General features: G+C 66.3%; 17 protein-coding genes and 2 pseudogenes. 13 read left to right on the top strand and 6 right to left on the bottom strand.

From position 1 onward, the window contains the following. Entirely contained in the window at positions 1–918 is a 918-nt protein-coding gene (locus tag F5544_RS35500; RefSeq protein ID WP_238846822.1) for a DMT family transporter, read from the bottom strand. A gap of 82 nt (positions 919–1,000) precedes the next feature. On the opposite strand from F5544_RS35500, the gene F5544_RS35495 reads away from it, so the two are divergent. Beyond that, positions 1,001–1,888: a LysR family transcriptional regulator gene (locus F5544_RS35495; RefSeq protein ID WP_167477209.1), complete on the top strand. Its 888-nt coding sequence runs from the start codon at positions 1,001–1,003 to the stop codon at positions 1,886–1,888. Here F5544_RS35495 and F5544_RS35490 read toward each other — a convergent pair. Beyond that, the gene (locus F5544_RS35490) at positions 1,867–2,313 is read right to left on the bottom strand and encodes a hypothetical protein (RefSeq protein ID WP_167477208.1); all 447 of its coding nucleotides are present in this window, start codon (positions 2,311–2,313) and stop codon (positions 1,867–1,869) included. The genes F5544_RS35495 and F5544_RS35490 overlap by 22 nt on opposite strands. 111 nt (positions 2,314–2,424) lie before the next feature. Then, positions 2,425–5,910, bottom strand: coding sequence for a carboxylic acid reductase (gene car / locus F5544_RS35485; RefSeq protein ID WP_167477207.1), 3,486 nt, complete (start codon positions 5,908–5,910; stop codon positions 2,425–2,427). Between the two features lie 459 nt (positions 5,911–6,369). Here car and F5544_RS46755 point away from each other — a divergent pair. Next, positions 6,370–6,707, top strand: a pseudogene (locus F5544_RS46755) (SMP-30/gluconolactonase/LRE family protein); the annotation flags it as partial. Positions 6,708–6,787: 80 nt separating this feature from the next. On the opposite strand, the pseudogene F5544_RS35480 reads toward F5544_RS46755, so the two are convergent. Then, positions 6,788–7,114, bottom strand: a pseudogene (locus F5544_RS35480) (transglycosylase family protein); the annotation flags it as partial. A 536-nt stretch (positions 7,115–7,650) separates the two neighbouring features. On the opposite strand from F5544_RS35480, the gene F5544_RS35475 reads away from it, so the two are divergent. Next, positions 7,651–8,283, top strand: a complete 633-nt coding sequence (locus F5544_RS35475) for a hypothetical protein (RefSeq protein ID WP_167477205.1) — start codon at positions 7,651–7,653, stop codon at positions 8,281–8,283. 152 nt (positions 8,284–8,435) lie between these two features. On the opposite strand, the gene F5544_RS35470 is transcribed toward F5544_RS35475, so the two are convergent. After that, the gene (locus F5544_RS35470; RefSeq protein ID WP_238846821.1) at positions 8,436–9,035 is read right to left on the bottom strand and encodes a MerR family transcriptional regulator; all 600 of its coding nucleotides are present in this window, start codon (positions 9,033–9,035) and stop codon (positions 8,436–8,438) included. Positions 9,036–9,626: 591 nt separating this feature from the next. Here F5544_RS35470 and F5544_RS35465 point away from each other — a divergent pair. The 6 genes from F5544_RS35465 (at position 9,627) to F5544_RS35440 (ending at position 15,914) form a co-directional block, all read left to right on the top strand. Further along, positions 9,627–10,850 (top strand): MFS transporter, encoded by a 1,224-nt coding sequence (locus tag F5544_RS35465; RefSeq protein ID WP_167477203.1) that lies wholly within the window; start codon positions 9,627–9,629, stop codon positions 10,848–10,850. Positions 10,851–10,917: 67 nt separating this feature from the next. Further along, a complete protein-coding gene (locus tag F5544_RS35460) occupies positions 10,918–12,282 on the top strand; it encodes a glutamine synthetase family protein (protein WP_238846820.1) in 1,365 nt (454 codons plus the stop codon). Beyond that, a complete protein-coding gene (locus F5544_RS35455; protein ID WP_238846819.1) occupies positions 12,263–13,012 on the top strand; it encodes a gamma-glutamyl-gamma-aminobutyrate hydrolase family protein in 750 nt (249 codons plus the stop codon). The genes F5544_RS35460 and F5544_RS35455 overlap by 20 nt, the downstream gene beginning before the upstream one ends. 41 nt (positions 13,013–13,053) lie before the next feature. Then, on the top strand, positions 13,054–14,412 hold the full coding sequence (locus F5544_RS35450) for an aldehyde dehydrogenase family protein (protein ID WP_167477201.1): 1,359 nt from the start codon (positions 13,054–13,056) through the stop codon (positions 14,410–14,412). 11 nt (positions 14,413–14,423) lie between these two features. Continuing rightward, positions 14,424–15,188 carry a 3-oxoacyl-ACP reductase gene (locus tag F5544_RS35445; protein ID WP_167477200.1) on the top strand — a complete coding sequence of 255 codons (765 nt, stop codon included), beginning with the start codon at positions 14,424–14,426 and terminating at the stop codon, positions 15,186–15,188. A gap of 72 nt (positions 15,189–15,260) precedes the next feature. Then, entirely contained in the window at positions 15,261–15,914 is a 654-nt protein-coding gene (locus tag F5544_RS35440; RefSeq protein WP_167477199.1) for a TMEM175 family protein, read from the top strand. A 27-nt stretch (positions 15,915–15,941) separates the two neighbouring features. On the opposite strand, the gene F5544_RS35435 is transcribed toward F5544_RS35440, so the two are convergent. Then, the gene (locus F5544_RS35435) at positions 15,942–16,661 is read right to left on the bottom strand and encodes an SDR family oxidoreductase (protein WP_167477198.1); all 720 of its coding nucleotides are present in this window, start codon (positions 16,659–16,661) and stop codon (positions 15,942–15,944) included. A 74-nt stretch (positions 16,662–16,735) separates the two neighbouring features. Here F5544_RS35435 and F5544_RS35430 point away from each other — a divergent pair, with 74 nt between their 5' ends. The 4 genes from F5544_RS35430 (at position 16,736) to F5544_RS35415 (ending at position 20,746) form a co-directional block, all read left to right on the top strand. Next, positions 16,736–17,323, top strand: a complete 588-nt coding sequence (locus F5544_RS35430) for a TetR/AcrR family transcriptional regulator (protein ID WP_167477197.1) — start codon at positions 16,736–16,738, stop codon at positions 17,321–17,323. Between the two features lie 195 nt (positions 17,324–17,518). Further along, the gene (locus tag F5544_RS35425) at positions 17,519–18,892 is read left to right on the top strand and encodes an ammonium transporter (protein ID WP_167477196.1); all 1,374 of its coding nucleotides are present in this window, start codon (positions 17,519–17,521) and stop codon (positions 18,890–18,892) included. A 122-nt stretch (positions 18,893–19,014) separates the two neighbouring features. After that, positions 19,015–20,088, top strand: coding sequence for a sensor histidine kinase (locus F5544_RS35420; RefSeq protein ID WP_167477195.1), 1,074 nt, complete (start codon positions 19,015–19,017; stop codon positions 20,086–20,088). Between the two features lies 1 nt (position 20,089). Continuing rightward, complete coding sequence (locus F5544_RS35415) at positions 20,090–20,746, top strand: response regulator (protein WP_167477194.1); 657 nt, start codon at positions 20,090–20,092, stop codon at positions 20,744–20,746. Positions 20,747–20,845 lie beyond the last annotated feature (99 nt).

Genomic DNA, 20,845 nt, shown 5'->3' with positions numbered 1-20,845 from the left:
TCATGCGCTCCGGCGGCGCGAGATCGCAACGCCGACAAGGCAAACCGCGCCGCCTGCGAGTGCGAGCAGCGTCGGGATCTCGCCGAGCACCAACCAGGACAGCAGCACCGATACCGCGGGCACACCGTAGCTGGCGGTGGTGAGGCGCCCGGCGTCGGTGCGACGCAGCGCGTACGACCAGGCGGTGAATCCCAGTGCGGTAGGGAACAATCCGAGGTAGACGCCATCGACGACGGTGCGTGCCGGAGCCGTCGACAGCTCGGTGACGAGCCGGGGTGTCCACGGCAGCAGGACGAGCGTGGCGATGAGGCAGCCGAGCCAGATCGCGGTGAGCGCGTCGACGTGGCGCAGCGCGGCCTTCTGGATCAGCACGCCGGCCGCGTACAGGACGGCGGCGAGCAGACACAGGACGACACCGAGGCCGTCGTGGTGCCCGACGGTGCCGAGCGCGATGGCAGTGACGCCGGACAGCGACACCAGCACGCCGAAAAGCAGTGCGCGCGATAGCTTTTCGCGCAACAAGAAGGCGGCTCCGATGGCGACCAACAGCGGAGCGAGGTTGACGAGCAGCGCCGCGGTGCCCGCGTCGACATGCCGTTCGGCGGCGTTCAGCGCGACGGTGTACCCGGCCAGCCACAGCACGGCGTACCCGGCGATCAACAGCCACGGCGCACGGGCGCGCGGTACTCGGCGCAATCCGCGATCGCGGAGGCCGACCAGGACCGTCAGCGCCAGCGCCGCCACGGCGAGGCGAAGCAGTGCCATCGGGGCCGCGGACAGCGCCGTTCCCGCGTCGCGGATCGCGACGAACGCCGAGGCCCATACCGCGACCGCGACGATAACCGCCGCGGCGGCTGGGATGTCGATACCGGTGGCCGTCGCATGGTCCGCTGTCGCGGTCCGGGATTCGTTGATCACGCTGACCATCGTGATCGCCGGAAAAGAACAGGACAAGCGAACGATCGAGCACAACCATTAAGCTCAGCTGTACAATTTTCGGATGCTGGACATCACCCGGCTGCGCCTGCTGCGAACGGTCGTCGCGACCGGATCGATCCGGGCCAGCGCCGCCGCCCTCGGCTACACCCCGTCGGCGGCGAGCCAGCAGCTGGCGGCGCTCCAGCGCGAGACCGGATTGCAGCTGGTCGAGCGGGTCGGCCGGGGTATCGAACCCACCGCCGCGGGCCGCGCCCTCGCCGCCGCGTCCGAGCCGATGTTCGAGGAAATCGCCCGCCTGGACGGAGTTGTCGACGATCTACGCGCGGGCCGGATCGGCAGCCTGTCCATCGGCTACATCTCCTCGGTCGGCGCGCTGTGGCTGCCGCCCATCGTCAACGCGATGCGCGTCGAATTCCCGGATCTACGACTGGAATTGCGGACCATCGAGGTCGGCGAGGGACGCCACGACATCGAGATATACACCGAGGAACCCGCCGCGCCGTCGGCCGCCTTCGTGCGCAGGCTCACCGCCGATCCGTACGTCGTCGCGGTCCGCGCCGAGGATCCGATAGCACGACACACCGCGATCCCGCTGGCCGCCCTGGCCGACCGGGCCTGGATCGATAACGAACCCCGCGACGGCACGTGCAGGCAGATCACCTTGGACGCCTGCGCGCGGGCGGGTATCGTCCCGCGATTCCAGGTCCAGGCGCCCGACTATCAGACCGCGCTGTCGTTCGTCGCGACGGGAATCGGCATCACGGTACTTCCCCGGCTCGCCGCCACGGAGCTACCCGCCGATCTGGTCGCGGTCGCGCTGACCGACCCCACTCCGGTCCGGCATATCGGTATCGCCATTCGAAAACCCATGGCGCACAACCCGGCCGCCCGCCGCGTCGCCGAATTGGCCGCCGCCGTCGCGAACGCTCAGCCCGCGGTGGGCGCCTGAGCCGATTCCGGTTGGGACGGGCTGAAATTTGCGCCGAACCCGTAGAGGATGGGCAGCACGACCGCGGCGATCGGGCTGTAGAAGTTGAGCTCCTGTGGCAGGCTGCCGAGGGAGTACGCCCAGATGGCGTACGCGCCGACACCGAAACCTATTGGCAGCCAGCGATTCCGGTAGCGGGCGGCGGAATACTGCTTCATCAGCAGCGGGACGGTTCCGATGCCGAACAGCGCGAAAATCACCAGCAGCCATACGGTTCGCGAGGTGGTGTGCGCGTCGGTCATGCCGGTGACCGCGGCGGAGGCGGCCAGATACGGTCCGCTCGTTTCGATCGGAAAGTATTTGGCCAGGCGTTCCTGGTAGGAGTCACCGCTGTCGGGTTGCACGGTTCCATCGGTGCGGACGACGGGTGCCACGGCGCGAGGCATCAGGCCACCTCCCTCTGCTCGATGCCAGTGTGGCACGGGCGGCGAAGGTTGGCTCGGTGAATGCGCAAGCGCGCCGGGCGTTCTCGCCGCCCGGCGCCTCACACATCCGGTTCAGAGCAGCCGATGCAGGCGCAGATCGCTGACGTACTTCTCGATCAACTCCGGCGTCAGATGCGGAATGTCCTGGTCGGGACCGATTTTCGCATCCTGCACCGCCGCCTGGAAGTGTTTGGCGGGCAGCGCGGATCCGTCGATCGCCGGCCCGGGCTGCCGGTAGGCGTGCAGCAGCGGCAGCACCGATTGCTGACGCTGCCGCTCCGGCAGTCCGCGCAGCGCGGTTTCGAAGCGCCCGAACCAATCGGCATAGTCGTCGAGCCGCTGGATCGGATGTCCCGCCGCGATCAACCAGTCGACGAATTCGTCGAGCGAGATGCCGTCCTCGTGCGGGTTGAGCACATCGAAGGTCTGGAAGCCCGCCGTCACCTGCGTCCCGAGCGTGGTGATCGCTGCGGCGGTGAAATCCGCTGGGAGACCGTCGTAGTGGGCCCGTTGACGGTGGCCCGCCGCATCGGTGCGGTAGAACGAGTACGGCGCGATGCCGGTGGCCAGCAGGCTGAGTATCAGCCGGGTGAACATATCCGGCAGGTTCAGCTGCCCGGCGTAGCGGCTGTGCGCCAGGATCATATCGGAACGGAATACCGCGACCGGCAGCCCGCACAGGTCGTGCGCCTCGCGCAGCAGCACCTCGCCCGCCCATTTGCTGTTGCCGTAGCCGTTGGCGTAGCTCTCGCCGATCGCGCGCACCGGGCTGATCCGGCGAATATCGCCGTCCTCGCTGAAACTTCCGATCGGGATCTGGTCGGCCACGCCCACCGTCGACAGATAGGTGACCGGCTTGAGCCGGGCGGTGAGCGCGAGCCGGATGATTTCGGCGGTGCCGACGACGTTGGGGCCGAACAGCTGGTTGTACGGCAGCACATGGTTGACCAGCGCGGCGGGATGCACGATCAGATCGACGGTTTCGGCGAGCCGCCGCCAGGTGGCTTGGTCCAGGCCGAGATCCGGTTCACCGATATCGCCGGGCAGCACCTCGAGATGGTCGGCGGCCAGCTCCTCGAAATGCCGGACCAGTTCCGGATCGCCGCTGTCGAAGGCTGCGGCCAGCCGCTCGCGCGCCGCCGCGGCATCGCTGCCGCGGATCACGCAGATCAGTTGTCCGCCGGCCGATGCCAGGCGTTCCAGCCATTCCAGGCACAGGAACCGGCCGAGGTAGCCGTTGGCGCCGGTCAACAGCACGGTGCGCGGCGCGCCGGTGACATGCGGAATATCCTTGGCGGCGGCCAGGGTTCGGGCATCGATGAACTTGTCGAGGGTGAGCTCGTCGGCGCGGATCTCGGTGGAGCTCGCGTGCACCGCGCCGACGGTGGGCCGTTTGGCGCCCGAATCTCGTTCGGATTCGATGTAATTCGCAAGCTGCCGCAGATTGTTGGCGGGGCTGACGATGACGCCGACCGGCACCTCGACGCCGAAGATCTCCTGCAGCAGCGTGGAGAACGAGAGCGCCGAGAGCGAATCGCCGCCGAGGTCGGTGAAGTGCGCGTCGGGCCACAGATCCGTCGTCGCGACGCCGAGCAGCGCCTTGGCCGCCCGGCCGACGGTCTGCAGCACCGGCAGATCACCCGCGCCACGGCGCAATTCGAGCAGTTCGTCGGCCTGCTCCGCGGCCTGCGCCGCGTACAGCTGTTCCAGTCGTTCGCCGTAACGCTCTTTCGCCTTGGGCCGCAACAGCTTTCCGATTCCGGACAGCAAACCGTTGTCCATCGTGAACGGTTCGGTCTCGATCAGGAAGTCGCGCGGGATCTCGTAGGACTGTAGTTCGGCGTCTTTGGCGAGCTGCTGCAGCGATTCGCTGATCACCCCCTTCACCGAATCACCGTAGGTGGCAAGCGCTTCGGCGGTGGGCACGATGACGGCGAGCAGATAGGCGCGTTCGCTGCTGCCGTAGACGAAGATCTGCCGGATCAGCGGGCTGGTCGCGTACACCGCCTCCAGGTGCGCGACCGCGACGAACTCACCCTGCGAGAGTTTGAGTACGTTGTTGCAGCGATCGACGTAAACGAGGTGGTCCGGCTCGATTTCGGCGACGATGTCCCCGGTCTTGTAGAACCCGTCCGCGTCGAAGATCTCCGCGGTGACCTCGGGCCGCTTGTAGTAGCCGGGAATCATATTCGTCGACTTCAGCAGCAGTTCACCGCGCGGGTGCGGCTGGTCGGTGGCGAAGTAGCCGAGTTCGGGTACGTCGACGAGTTTGTAGTCGAGCACCGGCGGCCTGCGGATGATGTTGTCGATGAGAATGCTCGCGCCCGCCTCGGTCGAGCCGTAGCCGTCGTGCAGTTCGATGCCGAGCAACGATTCCATGAATTCGTGCATCTCGTGCGACAGCGGGGCACTCCCGACCACCAGGAACAAGAAGCGCCCACCCAGAACCTCTTGCCGCACATAGCTTTTGACCTCGCGCTCGATTTCCGCGAGATCGGCGCCCGGCGTGCTGCGGCGCTCCACTTCACTCTGGTAGAGCTGGAACACCATGTCGCACACCCGAGGTACGAAGAACAGCTCGGTCGGGCGCACCAGCGTGATGTCCTCGAACAGGGTGGACATATCGCTCTTCGCCGCGAAATACGCGGTGCCGCCCCGCGCGAGCACACCGTAGAGCATGATGCGCCCGGCGATGTGGCTCATCGGCATGTAGTTGAAATTGATCGTCGCGAGTTCGGGCGCACTCACCCAGACATTGCTCACCAGGCGCTGGGTGTACATCGCGCCCTTCGGTGTTCCGGTGCTGCCGGAGGTATAGATGAGCTGAGTCAGCGCGTCGTCGTCGGCGGCGGGCACGGGCGCGGGCGGCAGGGTGCGACCGCGCTCGAGCACATCGGTCAGCGTTTCGATAACCACCGGGCGGTCGGCCAGTTGTTCCCGCGCGGATGCCAAAGCGGCGCGGTGGTTGTCGTCGTCGGGGTGGTAATCGAAGACGATCAGTTCGCGCGGCGTCGCACCGGCGAGGACACAGTCGACGGCGGTGCCGAGATGTCCGGCGTCGGTGGCGAAGATCGCGGGCTCGGTTTCCCGCAGGATCGCGTTCAGCTGTGTCGGCGACGCGCTGGCCTGCAGTGGCACCGAGACCGCGCCGAGCTGGATACAGGCCAGATCGATGGTGAGATATTCACCGCTGGTGAAGCCGAGAATTGCGACGAAATCGCCGCTGCGCAAGGGAGTTTCGGTATTTCCATACCAGGCGGCGGCGATCGCGGTCACCCGCTCCAGCAGTTCGCCATAACTGGTTGTTTCGTATCTTGGCAAGAGCCGCAAGGTTTTTCGTCCGGATTCGTCGGTGACGAGTTCGGTCGCGCGCTGTCCGACGGCCGGGCGGTCGGCATAGCCTCGCAGCACCGTCGTCACAATGCGCGCAAGCCCGAGGCCGGGTTCACGTACCGCCGCGCCGATCTCCGGAATGGGTGCGGCGTTTCGAACTTGCTCGTCTTCCCTGTACAGCTCGGCGATCCGGTGCGCGAGGCGCTCCTCCCGCGTTTCCGTCATTGGCCGGCCTCCTTTGTTCGAGACACGTTCTTTGTGTTCGAGACACGCTTTATTCAAAACACGTTAGCCTGACTAACTATTCCCGGCCAAGCCTGATACGCCCGGATATCTGCTGTGAGAATGAACACATATCGAGGCCGACGTTCTCGCTCTTGGGAAGACGTCCAATTCCATTGTGGCCGAAAAAGATTCGCCTGTCATCTCTATTTTCGCGGCTGTGACCTGCACCTTTGTCGCCCGATCGATGGCGTGGCCTGGTTCGACCCAGTCGGTTGCGTCACTTGCTGGACGGGGCGCGACCAAATCGGTATGACGCCAGAAAGAGGATAAATCAGACATAATGCCGGATTTCGGCATCCGTCGATCTGCCCGTCGACGAAGCGGCCCGGCATTTGCTCTTGACTAGCCGGATGAACCGTTCGCGGGCGGGGCTCGTGCCATAAATGTCGGCGAATGAAACTGCTCGTCGGGTACGGCGCGGACGTCAGGGTGCTGATCGGCGATGCGCTGCGGCACGCGGGCATCGTGCGGGTTGATCCGGATACCGGTGCGGTGACGTCCATCGCCGCAGGCCTGAGCGCGGCGGACGGCTGGATGTGGCGCACGACGGAACCATCTACGCCACAAACGATTTCGGTGATCTCGTCGGCCGGGTGTATCCGAACGGTGCGGTACAGGCCGATTGGGCGCATTTCCCGAGCGCGAACGGCGCGGTGCTCGATCGGAACAATGAATTCCTGTATGTATCAAGGACTTTCGTGAACCCAGGCGTGAGCCGCATTCCGATCACGAATCCCTTGCCATGACCGCGGCGCCGTAGCGGCTGAAAATGACCGGCGCCCAACGCATTCGTGCGTTGGGCGCCGGTGACGCGTCAGAGGTAGGAGCCGCAGACCGGCCATGCGCCGGCGCCCTGCGTGGCCAGCACGTTCTCCGCGACCCGGATCTGCTCCTCGCGGCTGGCGTTGCTGGGGCGGCCGCTGCCGCCGTTGGCCTCCCAGGTGCCCTGGGTGAACTGCAGACCGCCGGAGAAGCCGTTACCGGTCTCGATGCCCCAGTTGCCGCCGCTCTCGCACTGCGCGACCGCATCCCAGTTGTGCGCGGAGGCGGTGGCGGTGGACATGGCGAACGGTACGGCGACGAACGCGCCGAGAACTGCGGCGAAGCCGACGATGCGGTTGCTGAACTTGCGGTTACGCGACATGTGATTTCCTGCCTGCGCCCGCCTACGCCGGCGACGAACTCAGCCGGGTCCCTGCCCCCAGGAATGTCGGGGATCCTCGAATCGCGGGACAGGGTCACGGCGTTCAACGATTCGAGCTCGAACCCGGCGGTGTTCCGGGCCGACGAAGACGGTAGCGGAAAGTTCGCGGCATATCACGTACCAATAACGTCTGAAATGTCTGGAGCTTCGCTGGATGGTCTCGTCATTCGCCCAGGTCAAATCGTGCGCCGACTGCGCTACATGTATGTGATTCGCCGTGTAGTGATGTGCTGCAAGTCACGTATATCGAGCCGTAACGCTGGAAATACTGTGATCCCGACCGCTTGAAAAATGTAAATTTCACACCTGTAGATAAATTGAACTGACTGTTGTCGAGATCATATGGGGGTGGTCAATAAATAATTGAATGAAAATTAATGCCAAAAGATAGCCGATGTTTTATGGCAGCCGTTTTCGAATGCCGCTGTGCGCGCTACCGCGGAACGTGTCGGAGTGCGCCCGTAAGCTCCGCGCCCATGGGACTTGCGATAGGAACTCACGAGCTCGCCGATCTGCTGGCGGAGGAGTATCCGGAGGAGGTCGAGGAGTATCAGGCGGACCTCGACACGATCAATCTGCTACTGGCCGGGGAGGGATTGCCGCAGCACGACGAGCCGCGGGTCCACGGCCCCGCGAAGCCGCGTGAGCATCTGGGGAGTTTCCCGTACAGCTTCCTGCACTACCTGCGTCGCGCCTACGCACACGCCTATGAGAATCCGGATCGGCCGCTGGCGCCGGTCGCCGACGGCGAGCATCCGGCGGACGATCGGCTCGTCGAGGGACTGCAGTACATCTTCGAAACCCATCTCATCTGCCACTCCGACGCCGAAGGCTATTACGTGCCAATCGATTTCGAGGTCGTGCTGGCCGACGAGGACCTGACGGGAGGAATGGTCGGCTCCTCCGTCGCGCTGCTCAGGGAGCTGATATTCGTCGCCCCGTATCTCGGAATCGAACTGCACGACGGCGAACTCACCGACGCCGCCGCGGCGGCCGTCAACGAAACCCCCGTTGACCACCCGTTCGAACGGGAGCGAATCGTCTGGCTGGCACTGTTCGAGAACGCCAGGGTTTCGGTAGCCAACGGCACCATGATCACATTTCAATGAGCCGCTGAAAACCGGTGTGGCAGAACGGAAGTTGGCGCTGCCTACCGCCCGGAGGGGGAGAGAGCGACCGGGCGGGGCAGCCGTCACCGATTGAACAGGTCGATCCTGAGCTGTTCACCGGTGTTGGATGAGAGTGAGCTGAGAACTCGGCGTCAGGTGGTCGGCATCATCCGCCTGCGCTGTTCGTGCAGCCGCTCCCGCTCTTCTTCGCTCATCGCGGCGAATGCGGCCGCGCGGGTCTCCTGTAGCGCCGCCAGCTCCGCATCGCTGAGGCTTTGCCGGTATTCGGCTCTGGCGCGCGACATTTCGGCGAGCCGTTCGGGAGTGAGTGGTCGATCCATTGCGATTGTCACCTCGATCATTCGTAGGAATTGCGTTGTCGACGGCTCGACAAGGTGGTCGAGCCGTCCGAGCACGTCGAGCAGGCGGGCGCGCAGTTTCAGCGCATCGGCGATGCGGTCGTCGACGAGCGCCAGTTGCTGTTCGAGCAGCCCGCGCGGATCGTCGGGTCCGGCATCGAGCAGCGTGGCGATCTCGTCGAGCGCGAAACCGAAGCTGCGCAGCGCGATGATCCGGTGCAGCCTGCGCACGTCGGCGCCGTCGTAGCAGCGGTGACCGCCCGCGGTGCGCGACGACGGTGACAGCAGCCCGAGCCGGTCGTAGTGGTGCAGCGCCCGGACCGTCACACCCGTCTCCCGCGCCAGCTCACCGGACCGCCACGTGCGTTCGCCCGCCGAATCACCTTGTGTCACTGTCGGCCCTCCTCTTCGATGTGCGAAATCCACGCTAGGACCCGACGCTACGTCGGTTTCAAGTGTGAATCCGGGCCGGAAATGTGTCCTGGGTGACAGTCCGGCGGTTATATGCATCACAGGCGGCCTGCCGGAGCCTGATCAGCGCGCTGGTCGAAAAACGTTGCCCGCTGGCCTATTTCGAAAACCATTTGTCGCAATTGCCGGAATCGCGTGCACCGCTGAAACATCCGGGCAGTTACTTCCGATCAGTACTTTGTAGGCGAAGTGTGTAAACCATCAATGGAGGATGATCGTGCAGCTTCTCGATTTCGGCTCTGCTGCCCTGAACCTGGCCAATGTGGTGACCGGCATCGCGGCCAACATCACCTATCTGCTCCAGGCCTGGCACGTTATCTGATAACCGCCGAATCCGCTTGGCAGACAAGTGTGGTCCCGCGCAATACGCGGGGCCGCACTTTTTTGTTCGCCCACCCGACCGGCGCCGACAACCGCCGGTTGTGCGACGGCGTCCATCCCGTTGTTTGATCCCCGGCCCCGCACCCGCTTCGATGGCTGACGTTCAACCCCGACGGACAGGCGGCAGCGGTTATGCGACAGACGAATTCGCTCGGCAGGCCGTTCGCTCGGCTGTGGGCGGCGTATGCCGTCAGCACCGCGGGCACCTCGCTCGCCTTCGGCGCGTTGCGGCTGATCGCCGTGCAGGTGCTGCATGTCGGCGCGCCGGGGGTCGCGCTGCTCGCCGCGGCCGGTCCCGCGGTCGGGGCGCTGGTCGCCGGTTCGCTCGGTCCGTGGGTGGAGTTCCGGCGCAAACGCCCCGTCATGCTCGGGATGGACCTACTGCGCTGTGCGGCAATGCTTTCCGTGCCGGTCACGTATGCGCTGGGCCTGCTGAGCTTCTGGCAATTGCTGCTGGTGTCGGTCGGCACGGCCGCGGCCAACCTGGTGTTCACCGCGGCGAGCGGCGCGTACCTGAAAGGTCTTGTGCCCGAGCACGATCTGCTCACCGCCAACGGCAGATTCGAGACGACGCTCTGGACCGCGACGGCGCTCGGCCCGCCGCTCGGCGGCATGCTCATCGGCCTGCTCGGCCCGGTGACGACGGTGCTACTGGACGCGGTGAGCTATCTGTTGTCGGCCTTGGGGATTCGCGCGATCGGCGGCCAGGAACCACGGCCGTCCACCAGCTCGGCCGACCGGCGCGATATCCGTGAGAGCTGGCGCTACCTGCTGAGCCATCCGCGCCTGCGTCCGCTGTTCGCGAACACGGTGCTGGTGAACGCGCTGATCATGGCCCCGGAACCGCTGCTCGCGGTGCTGCTGCTGCGCGATCTCGGATATTCGGCATGGCAGTACGGCCTGGTCTTCGGCCTTCCGTGCCTCGGCGGCCTGGTCGGCTCCCGGCTGGCCCGGCCGCTGGTCGCGCGCTTCGGTCAGGGTCGGGTGCTGCTGGTGAGCGGCACGCTGCGGGCCTGCTGGCCGCTGGCACTGGCCTTGGTCGGGCCGGGGCCCGCCGGGTTCGCCCTGGTCGTCGGCACCGAATTCGCGTTGATCGTCTGCATCGGCGTCTTCAACCCGGTCTATGCCACCCAACGCCTGCGGCTGCTCCCGGCCGACCGGGTGGCCCGCACGCTCTCGGCCTGGTCGACGACCAGCAATATCGTCACCGCGCTCGCCACCCTGTGCTGGGGCCTGCTCGCCGCCGTCGTCGGCGCCCGCGCGGCCATCGCGCTGGCCGGGGTGCTGCTGCTGGCCACGCCGCTGCTGCTGCGCCGGTCCGGCGACCCGGTACCGGAATCGGTGGATGCTTTGTGAGTCTCAGCACAGAATCGCCCCTTTTGCTCTAGCGTGAGCACGGTTGGTGTCGAGAGGGGTTTCGGTGATGCGTACCGGGATGTTGAGCACGGCGGAGCTGCGGGCGCTCGTCGACGCGGGGGAGATCGACACGGTGCTGGTCGCGATGACCGACATGCAGGGGCGGCTCCAGGGAAAGCGGTGTGCCGCAAGGTTTTTCCTGGACGAGGTGCTCGAACACGCGACGGAGGCCTGTGATTACCTGCTCGCTGTCGACGTCGAGATGAATACCGTTGGCGGATACGCCATGTCGTCGTGGGACACCGGATACGGCGATGTCGTGCTGCGCCCGGACCTGGACACCCTGCGTTTGACGCCGTGGTGGCCGGGTACCGCGTTGGTGCTTTGCGATGTGGAAAAGGTGACGCCCGTGGGCGAACCGGTGACGCCGTCGCCGCGCCAGGTGCTGCGCGCCCAGCTGGCCCGGCTGGCCGAGCACGGGCTGCGCGCCTATGTCGGCACCGAACTCGAATTCCTGGTCTTCGACGACACTTACGAGTCGGCATGGAATGCCGGATACCGCGATCTGACCCCGGCGAACCAGTACAACGTCGACTACTCGATGCTCGGCACCGCGCGCATCGAGCCGCTGCTGCGCCGCATCCGCAACGAAATGGCAGGCGCCGGACTGTATGTCGAGTCGGCGAAGGGCGAATGCAATCCCGGCCAGCACGAGATCGCGTTCCGCTACGACGAGGCGCTGGTCACCTGCGACAACCACAGCATCTACAAGACCGGCGCCAAGGAGATCGCCGCTCAGTCCGGGCGCAGCCTCACCTTCATGGCGAAATACAATGAGCGTGAAGGCAATTCGTGCCACATCCACATCAGCCTGCGCGACGAATCCGGCGCGCCCGCGTTCGCGGGCGGCGGTCAGCACGGCACCTCCGAGCTGATGCGGCATTTCATCGCCGGACAGCTGGACTGTCTGCGCGAATTCACCTATCTGCTCGCGCCGAATATCAATTCCTACAAGCGTTTCGTACCGGGCAGCTTCGCGCCGACCGCGCTGGCCTGGGGCCGGGACAATCGCACCTGCGCGCTGCGCGTGGTCGGGTCCGGCCCGTCGCTGCGGGTGGAGAACCGGGTGCCGGGCGGCGATGTCAACCCGTATCTGGCCGTCGCGGCATCGATCGCGGCCGGGTTGTACGGGATCGAGCACAAGCTGCCGCTGGAACCGGAATTTCGTGGCAACGCCTACGTGTCGCACCGGCCGCGAGTGCCACGTACGCTGCGGGAAGCGGCCCAGCTGTTCGGGGACAGCAAGGTGGCTCGGTCCGCCTTCGGTGATGATGTGGTTGAGCACTACCGCAATGCCGCACAGGTCGAACTGGACGCGTTCGACACCGCCGTCACCGATTGGGAGCGAATACGTGGCTTCGAAAGACTCTGAGCAGCGCATCACACCCCGCCCGGTCATCGGGCTGCCGACCTATCTGGAGCGGGCAAAATTCGGCAGCTGGGATCACCACAGCGCCATCCTGCAGAACACCTATGTGCAGACCGTCGCGCGTTCGGGCGGTATCCCGGTACTGCTGCCGCCGGATACGGTCGCCTACCCGGAATTGGTCGAACGCCTGGACGGGCTGGTGCTGACCGGCGGCGCCGACGTCGACCCGGCCCGCTACGGCGCGCCGCCGCATCCGTCGCTCGGCGAGACCAGAGAGGATCGCGACGCCTCCGAATTCGAGCTGTTCGGGCTGGCCAGGGCGGCCGAACTGCCGATTCTGGCGATCTGCCGCGGCCTACAGGTGGTGAATATCGCCATGGGCGGCACGCTGCACCAGCATCTGCCCGATGTGCTCGGGCACGACGAGCACTCCGGCGGCCCCGGGGCGTACACCGTCACCGATGTGCTGACCGAACCGGGAACCAGGGTCGCCGCCATCGTCGGCTCCGAGGTGAAGGCGAACTGCCACCACCATCAGGGCATCGCCGAGCTGGCCGACGGTCTGCTGGTCGGCGCGCGGGCGCTGGACGGCGGCATCGAGGCGGTCGAGGCGATCGACGGCCCCTTCCTGGTCGGGGTGCAGTGGCATCCGGAGTCCGATGCCACCGACGACCGGTTGATGCGCGCGCTGGTCGCGGCCGCGGCGGATTACCGCGCGACCCGTAATTCGTGACCGGAGCAAGTGTTTTCCGACAGAACAAAGGAGTTGACCCCGTGACGGCCAGTCAGGTGATCAATCCGGCGACCGGGGAGGTCGTCGCATCGATCGAGGCGACGGAGCTCGCCGGAACCGATGCCGCCATCGATCGCGCGCAGCGGGCATTCGCGAGCTGGCGCGAGGTCGCGCCCGGCGACCGGGCCCGGCTGCTGCGCCGCTTCGCCGAGGCCGTCGACACGGATCTGGAGAGACTGGCCGAACTCGAGGTCGCGAACGCGGGCCACACCGTCGGCAATGCCCGCTGGGAGGCCGGAAACGTCAGGGACGTACTGCATTTCGCGGCGGGTATGCCGGAACGCCTGCTCGGCGACCAGATTCCGGTCGCGGGCGGTGTCGATATCACCTTCCGCGAACCGCTCGGCGTCGTCGGCGTCATCGTGCCGTGGAACTTCCCGATGCCGATCGCGGGCTGGGGTTTCGCGCCCGCGCTCGCCGCGGGCAATACGGTGGTGCTCAAACCCGCCGAGCTGACGCCGCTCACCGCGCTACGGCTCGGCGAACTGGCCCTCGCGGCGGGCCTGCCCGAGGACGTCTTTCAGGTGCTGCCCGGTAAGGGTGCGGTGGTCGGGCAGCGTTTCGTCACCCATCCCGCGGTGCGCAAGGTGGTGTTCACCGGATCCACCGAGGTCGGCAAGCAGATCATGGCGGGCTGCGCCGAGCAGGTGAAGCGGGTGACGCTCGAATTGGGCGGCAAGAGCGCCAATATCGTCTTCGCCGACGCCGATCTGGAGCGCGCCGCCGCCACCGCGCCGTACGGCGTATTCGACAACGCCGGGCAGGACTGCTGTGCGCGGTCACGAATCCTGGTGCAGCGCAGCGTCTTCGATCGCTTCCTCGAACTGCTCGAGCCGGCCGTGCACGGCGTGCGGGTCGGCGATCCCGCCGACGCGGCCACCGAGATGGGCCCGCTGATCTCGGCCGCGCACCGGGCGAAGGTCGCCGGATATGTCGAGCAGGCCAACGTCGCGTTCCAGGGAACCCGGCCCGAGGGCCCCGGATTCTGGTATCCGCCAACGGTTGTGCTCCCCGATGGTCCGGACGACCGGGTGGTCCGGGAGGAGATCTTCGGACCCGTCGTCGCGGTGCTGCCGTTCGACGACGAGGCCGACGCCATCCGGATCGCCAACGATACGGAATACGGTCTGTCCGGCTCGATCTGGACCGGTGACGTCGGCCGCGCCCTCCGGGTTTCGCGTGCGGTGGAAGCCGGGAACCTGTCGGTGAATTCGCATTCCTCCGTGCGCTATTGGACGCCGTTCGGCGGATTCAAACAGTCCGGGCTCGGCCGCGAGCTCGGACCGGACGCGGCGCTGGCCTTCACCGAGACGAAGAACGTCTTCATCGCCACCAATTGAAAGGAGAAGCGTTGCAGCGCTTACAGGATCGGGTCGCCGTCGTCACCGGCGGCGGTTCCGGGATCGGACTGGCCACGGTGCGCCGGTTCGCGGCGGAGGGCGCCAAGGTGGTGGTCGCCGATATCGATGCGACATCGGGCGGCGCGGCGGCCGCCGAGGTCGGCGGGCTCTACGTGAAGGTGGATGTCACCGACGAGGAACAGGTCAGGGATATGTTCCGGACGGCGGTGGACACCTACGGCGGCCTCGACATCGCCTTCAACAATGCGGGAATCTCACCGCCGGAAGATGATTCGATCCTGACCACCGGCATCGACGCCTGGCGCCGGGTGCAGGAGGTGAACCTGACCTCGGTATATCTGTGCAGCAAGTACGCCATCGAGCACATGCTGGAACGCGGTAAGGGTTCGGTGATCAACACCGCGTCGTTCGTCGCCGTCATGGGCGCGGCCACCTCGCAGATCTCGTACACCGCCTCGAAGGGCGGCGTGCTCGCGATGAGCCGGGAACTCGGAGTTCAGTTCGCTCGCAACGGGATTCGGGTCAACGCGCTGTGCCCGGGCCCGGTGAACACGCCGCTGCTGCAGGAGCTTTTCGCCAAGGATCCCGAGCGGGCGGCCCGCCGTCTGGTGCACATCCCGATCGGCCGGTTCGCCGAGCCGGAGGAGATCGCCGCGGCGGTCGCCTTCCTCGCCAGCGACGACGCCTCCTTCATCACCGCATCGCAGTTCCTGGTGGACGGCGGTATCGCGGGCGCGTATGTGACGCCGATCTGACCGTCTCCCAGGCTTATTCACCCTTAGCGATACGGGTCGAATCCGGATGAGCGCCCGTTTACGCTGCCTGCCATGGCAGATGAGGCGATCCGGAGCGGTCGACTATCGGGTACTACGCGGGTCGAGGCATTCAGCGACGGGGTGATGGCGATCGCTATCACCCTGTTGATCCTCGACATTCGGGTGCCCGAGCATCAGCCGGGTCATCTGCTGGAGGCGCTCGCCCATATCTGGCCGTCGTATGTCGCCTATCTGGCGGCCTTTCTGACGGTCGGGATCGTGTGGATGAACCACCACACCTACTTCGGCAGGCTGCGCCACCTCGATCACGCGATTCGCTGGTGGAATCTGATGCTGCTGCTCGGGGTCTCCGTATTGCCTTTCCCCACCGGCATTCTCGCGGAGAACGTGGTGCACGGCGCGCACCGCGACGCGCAGGTCGCGGCCGCGCTGTTCGGGCTGGCCGGGGTGCTGATGACGGTGCCGTGGTGGCCGCTGCACCGGCGGCTCGTGCACCATCCGGAGCTGTTCGAACCCGGCTTCGACGCGGAATTCGCACGCCGCGAAAGCTTTCGCGCCTGGCCGGGTATCGCCATCTACGCGGTGTGCATCGTGATCGGCTTCATCATGCCGATCGCGGCGCTGGCCCTCTATCTCATCGTGGCGATCTTCTACGCCTTCACCAGTCAGGGCTGGGGGGATTCGGCGGTCGCCGAGCCCGAGTAGAAAGGGCCACGCCCGCACCGTAATTCGCTACTTCGGCGCGCCGAGCCTGGCCCCGCCGTCGACCCGCACCACGATGCCGGTGGTGAAGCCGTTGTCCACCAGGAAGTCGATCGCCTTGGCGATATCGTCGGCGGTGCCGATCCGGCCGACCGGTGTGGTGGCCGAGAGTTGCGCGAAGACATCGGCCCTGGCCTCGTCGGGCAGGAAGTTCCACCATTCGGTGTCGATGACGCCGGGCGAGACCGCGTTCACCCGCACCGGAGCCAACTCCACCGCGAGCACCGGAACCAGCGCCTCGACACCGGCGTTCACGGCGGCGAGCGCGGCGGTGGTGGGCATCGAGCCACCCGCCGAGGCCGCCGACACCAGGGTGATCGAGCCGTTCGGGGTCAGGTGCGGCAGCGCGGCCTGAACGGTCGCGAAGTGCGGCAACAGTTTTCCGGACAGGTGGGCCTGCAGGTGGTCGGCGTCGATTTCCTGGAACGGCTTGGTGCCGGACGGGCCGGTGACCGTCACCACCACATGGTCGACCGGGCCGACCTCGGCGAACAGTCGCGCCAGATCCTGCTGATCGCGCGCGTCGACGGTTTTTCCGGTGACCTCGGGGCCGAGTTCGGCCAGCGCCGCGGCGAGCCGCTGCTCGCTGCGGCCCGCGATCACCACGGCTACGCCACGCGCCGCGAGCCGCTTGGCGGTGGCGAGGCCGATTCCGGAAGTTCCGCCGACGATGACGACGCGCTCGCTCATTACTGCCTCCATATTTTCGAGCCTCTGTGCCTCGTTAATATATTCGAGGCACGGTGTCTTGTAAAGTGATCCGCATGACAGGAGCAAGGGGGCGCCCGCGCAGCGAGGACGCCAGGCGCGCGATCCTGCGGGCCGCGCTGGACCTGTGCGAGCGCGACGGCTACCAGGGCCTGACCATCAAGGCGATCGCCGAGGCCGCGGGCGTCGGCAGGCAGACGGTCTATCGCTGGTGGCCGGACAAGGCGTCGGTACTGCTGGAGGCGCTGGTCGATCTCGCGAAAGATCAAGGGGCGCTGTCGCCGCCGCAGCCGCCGTCGGATGTGCTCGCCGCCGTCGAAGAGCTGCTGGCCACCGTCTACGAGCTGGCCCGGACGAATACCGGAACTGCGCTGGTCGGGCTGATGGCGGACGCGCAGAGCAACGCCGAATTGGCGAAACGGTTGCGGGACAGCGTGCTCGGCCCGCGCCGAGCCGTGCTGCGCGAGCTGCTGGCGCGCGGTGTCGAAACGGGTGAGCTGAATGCCGCGGTTTCGCTGGATCTGGTGGTGGACTTCGCCTTCGGCGCGATGTGGTACCGATTGTTGGGTCAACACGCGCCGGTGCACGCTGCGCTCGCGCGGGAGGTCACCGCGGCGATCGGCGCGATGCTCGGAAAACGCTGAGCACTTCCGAATCGAATCCGGCTGCGCACCAGGCGGATTGATCCCACGTCCGCGAAATCCAGAATTAACTCCGGGTAACCGGAGGGAAACCTCGGATGCCGACACTTGGTGGATCAGTGTGACGCGAGACACCTTACGCCACAGAGTTTTCGGCGCTGGAACGAGCGCCGCCGCGCAGTGAGGCAGCGCAGAATCATGTCACCCTACCCCGACTGGTTCAATCCTGGTGACAATGCCTGGCAGTTGGTTGCCGCGACCCTCGTCGGCCTGATGAGCATTCCCGGCATCGCCATCCTGTACGGCGGTATCGTGCAACGAAAATGGGCCGTCAACACGATTCTCATGGCGTTCACCGGATTTTCGCTGGTGTTGGTCGTGTGGGTGTTGTGGGTCTTCAAGATGGGCTTCGGCGAGCCGCTGCGGCTCGGTCCCGGCATCCTGCGGGCGGCCGTCGGCGTACCGCATACCGTGCTCGGCTCCGGCAATCAGAACCAGGCCGTCATACCGCTGTTGAACGGCACCATGCCGAAATTCCGTTTCTCCGAAACGACCTTGGCGTATTTCCAGTTCGTCTTCGCCGGTATCACGCCGCTGCTGTTCCTCGGCAGCGTCGTCGGACGGATGAATTTCAAGGTGTGGCTGCTGTTCGTGCCGCTGTGGTCCACCTTCGCCTACGGGGTGAACGCCTTTCTGCTGTGGGGCGGCGGCTGGTGGTCGCAGCTGGGCGCGCTGGACTATTCGGGCGGGTATGTCATCCATTTGGCAGCGGGCACAACGGGTTTCGTCGCCGCCGCGGTGATCGGCCCCCGGCTGGCCAGGGATCGGGAACGCGCGGTGCCGAACAATCTGCCGCTGGCCGCGGCGGGCGCGGGCATACTGTGGTTGGGCTGGAACGGATTCAACGGCGGCGATCCGTACTTCGCCGGCGCGGACGCCTCGCTCGCGGTGCTGAACACGAACCTCTGCACCGCGGTCGCGCTGTTGACCTGGGTGATCTGGGATATTTTCGCGGGCCCGGCCCGGCGGCCCAATTTCCTCGGCGCGATCAACGGCATGATCACCGGCCTGGTGGCCATCACACCGGCGGCCGGATATGTCAACAGCTTCGGTGCGCTGATCATCGGCGTCGTCGCGTCGACGCTGGTGTGGCTGTCGTGGAACAAGTTGGGGCGCACCAGATTATTCCGCAAGGTGGACGACACCCTCGGCGTCTTCCACACCCACGGCGTCGCGGGGCTCACCGGCGGCCTACTGGTGGGTGTGCTCGCCGACCCACATGTCGTCGTCTACTTAGGCAACGGGAAAGATGTCGCGGACGTGACCTATTCGGGCTGGCTGTACGGCCACCATCCGAAACTGCTGCTCTGGCAGGCCGGCGCGGCGGCGACGGTGATCGTGTGGGACGCGTTGGTCACCGTGGTGATCCTGAAGTTCTTAGGGCTTTTCATGAAACTGCGGATGCCGGACGATGTGCTGGAGATCGGTGATGTGGCCGCGCACGAGGAGGAGGCCTACCCGGACGAGCACCTGGTATCGGCGAACCTACGACCGAACGCACTACCTACGTAACTCCACAGGATGATCTCAGGATCATCCTGGCGGGGGAAGCGCGGTACCGGTCCCGGGAACAAGACTGTTTCGCTGTGGGGTTTCGCGATGGTGTTCGACACGCGACCGCCCGGTTGAGACAGGTGCCGCCGTGGTCGGTCGATGTCGTTGTCACCGTTGCGGTCACGGTGGCGACGGTCGGGCCCGTCCTGGCCGACCAGCGGCCCTGGTGGATCGTGCTGATCGCGGTGGTGGCCTCGGCGCCGGTGCTGTTGCGCCGCCGCGCCCCGGTGCTCGTGCTGACGATCGTCGGTTCCGCGCTGACCGTCCTCGGCTGTGTCGACGCCATGCCCGCGCTGCCGTACGGCACCGTCGTCAGCGCGTACACGATCGCCGCCCACAGCTCGCTGACCTGGCGGGTCGTCGCCTTCATCGGAATCGTCGCGGGCATTCTGGTCTCGCTGATCGTGCCGAACGAGCAGCCGCAGGCCTACGGTTATGCGGCGATGTCGTTCGTCACCGCGTGGGCGCTCGGCACCGGCGTGCGGGCCAGGAACAACCAGATCGCCATGCTGCGGGAGCGGGCGCGGCGATTCGAGGAGGAGCGGGTGGCCGCGGTCGCCCAGGAACGCGTGCGCATCGCCAGGGATATGCACGATATCGTCACGCACGCCGTCGGTTTGATGATCGTGCAGGCCGAGACCGGACCCCTGCTCACCCACAGCGATCCGGACCGCGCCGACGCCACCTTCGCCGGGATCGCCGATACCGGGCGCGATGCCGTTCGCCAATTGCGCGGCAGCATCGAGGCTTTGCGCGACGGTACCGAACCGCGGCATCAGCCCGGCATCGCGGCGATCTCGGATCTGGTCGAGCTGTCCAAGCGCGGGGGGCTGGCCGCCACCTTCAACGAATACGGCACGCCCCGACCGATTTCCGGCGATATCGAGATCACCGCGTACCGGGTGGTGCAGGAGGCGCTGACCAACACCATGAAGCATGCGGGCGCCACCTGTGTGCGGGTGGTGCTGCGCTGGTCCGACGATTGGTTGACGGTGCGGGTGAGCGACGACGGGCACGGTCGCGGCGACGGCTTCGCGGAGACGATCGGCTACGGGCTGCTCGGCATGCGCGAGCGGGTCAGCGCCTGCGGCGGTCTGCTGCGCGACGGCCAATCCGACTACGGTTTCACGGTATTCGCGGAACTGCCGATCTGAGGTGGGTACCCGGGTGCTGGTCGTCGACGATCAGGAGCTCTTTCGCAGCGGATTCGCGCTGATCCTCGGCGCGGAACCGGATATCACCGTGGTCGGCGAGGCCGCCGACGGCATCGCGGCCGTCGCCGAAACCGTTGCGCGGCAACCGGACGTGGTGGTGATGGATGTGCGGATGCCGCACCTGGACGGCGTCGCGGCGACCAGGGAGATCTGCGCGCGGACCGCGGCGAAAGTGTTGGTGCTCACCATGTTCGACGTGGACGACTATGTGTATGCCGCGCTGCGGGCCGGTGCGAGCGGATTCCTGCTGAAGGATATGCGGCGCGCCGAACTGGTCGCGGCGGTGCGGGTGATCGCGGCCGGGGAGGCGCTTTTCGCGCCGACGGTCACCCGGCGGCTGATCGAGACACTGGTACACGGCGGCCGTCCCCGGCCCGAATTGGCGAAACGCTTGGGCGAGTTGACCGAACGTGAGCGGACCACGCTCGGCCAGCTGGCTCGAGGGCAGTCGAACGCGGAGATCGCCGCGGCGCTCACGATATCCGAGCACACCGTGAAAACCCATGTGAGCGCGATACTTTCGAAACTCGGACTGCGCGATCGGGTGCAGGCCGTTGTCTTCGCCTATGAGTCGGGGCTGATCGTCCCCGGGGTATGAGCCTTACGAGGGAGGGCGAATTCGTCCTCGTCGGTGATGTCCGTTGAACCGCACGCGACGACCATCGGAGGCGTCTTTATCGCCGACGCGGGAGTCTTC

It is taken from the genome of Nocardia arthritidis (genome assembly GCF_011801145.1).
In the GTDB taxonomy this organism is placed as follows: Bacteria; Actinomycetota; Actinomycetes; order Mycobacteriales; family Mycobacteriaceae; genus Nocardia; species Nocardia arthritidis_A.
Note: the sequence above shows the minus strand (reverse complement) of the source record. Positions and strands in the feature narration are given on the sequence as shown.

Bases quoted from the DNA above. Each gene is read 5' to 3' on its own strand.
- F5544_RS35465 (WP_167477203.1), top strand. From the start codon at position 9,627: ATGCGACAGACGAATTCGCTCGGCAGGCCGTTCGCTCGGCTGTGGGCG.
- F5544_RS35435 (WP_167477198.1), bottom strand. From the start codon at position 16,661: ATGAGCGAGCGCGTCGTCATCGTCGGCGGAACTTCCGGAATCGGCCTC.
- F5544_RS35430 (WP_167477197.1), top strand. From the start codon at position 16,736: ATGACAGGAGCAAGGGGGCGCCCGCGCAGCGAGGACGCCAGGCGCGCG.
- F5544_RS35460 (WP_238846820.1), top strand. From the start codon at position 10,918: ATGCGTACCGGGATGTTGAGCACGGCGGAGCTGCGGGCGCTCGTCGAC.
- F5544_RS35440 (WP_167477199.1), top strand. From the start codon at position 15,261: ATGGCAGATGAGGCGATCCGGAGCGGTCGACTATCGGGTACTACGCGG.
- F5544_RS35475 (WP_167477205.1), top strand. From the start codon at position 7,651: ATGGGACTTGCGATAGGAACTCACGAGCTCGCCGATCTGCTGGCGGAG.
- F5544_RS35495 (WP_167477209.1), top strand. From the start codon at position 1,001: ATGCTGGACATCACCCGGCTGCGCCTGCTGCGAACGGTCGTCGCGACC.
- F5544_RS35490 (WP_167477208.1), bottom strand. From the start codon at position 2,313: ATGCCTCGCGCCGTGGCACCCGTCGTCCGCACCGATGGAACCGTGCAA.
- F5544_RS35425 (WP_167477196.1), top strand. From the start codon at position 17,519: ATGTCACCCTACCCCGACTGGTTCAATCCTGGTGACAATGCCTGGCAG.
- car (WP_167477207.1), bottom strand. From the start codon at position 5,910: ATGACGGAAACGCGGGAGGAGCGCCTCGCGCACCGGATCGCCGAGCTG.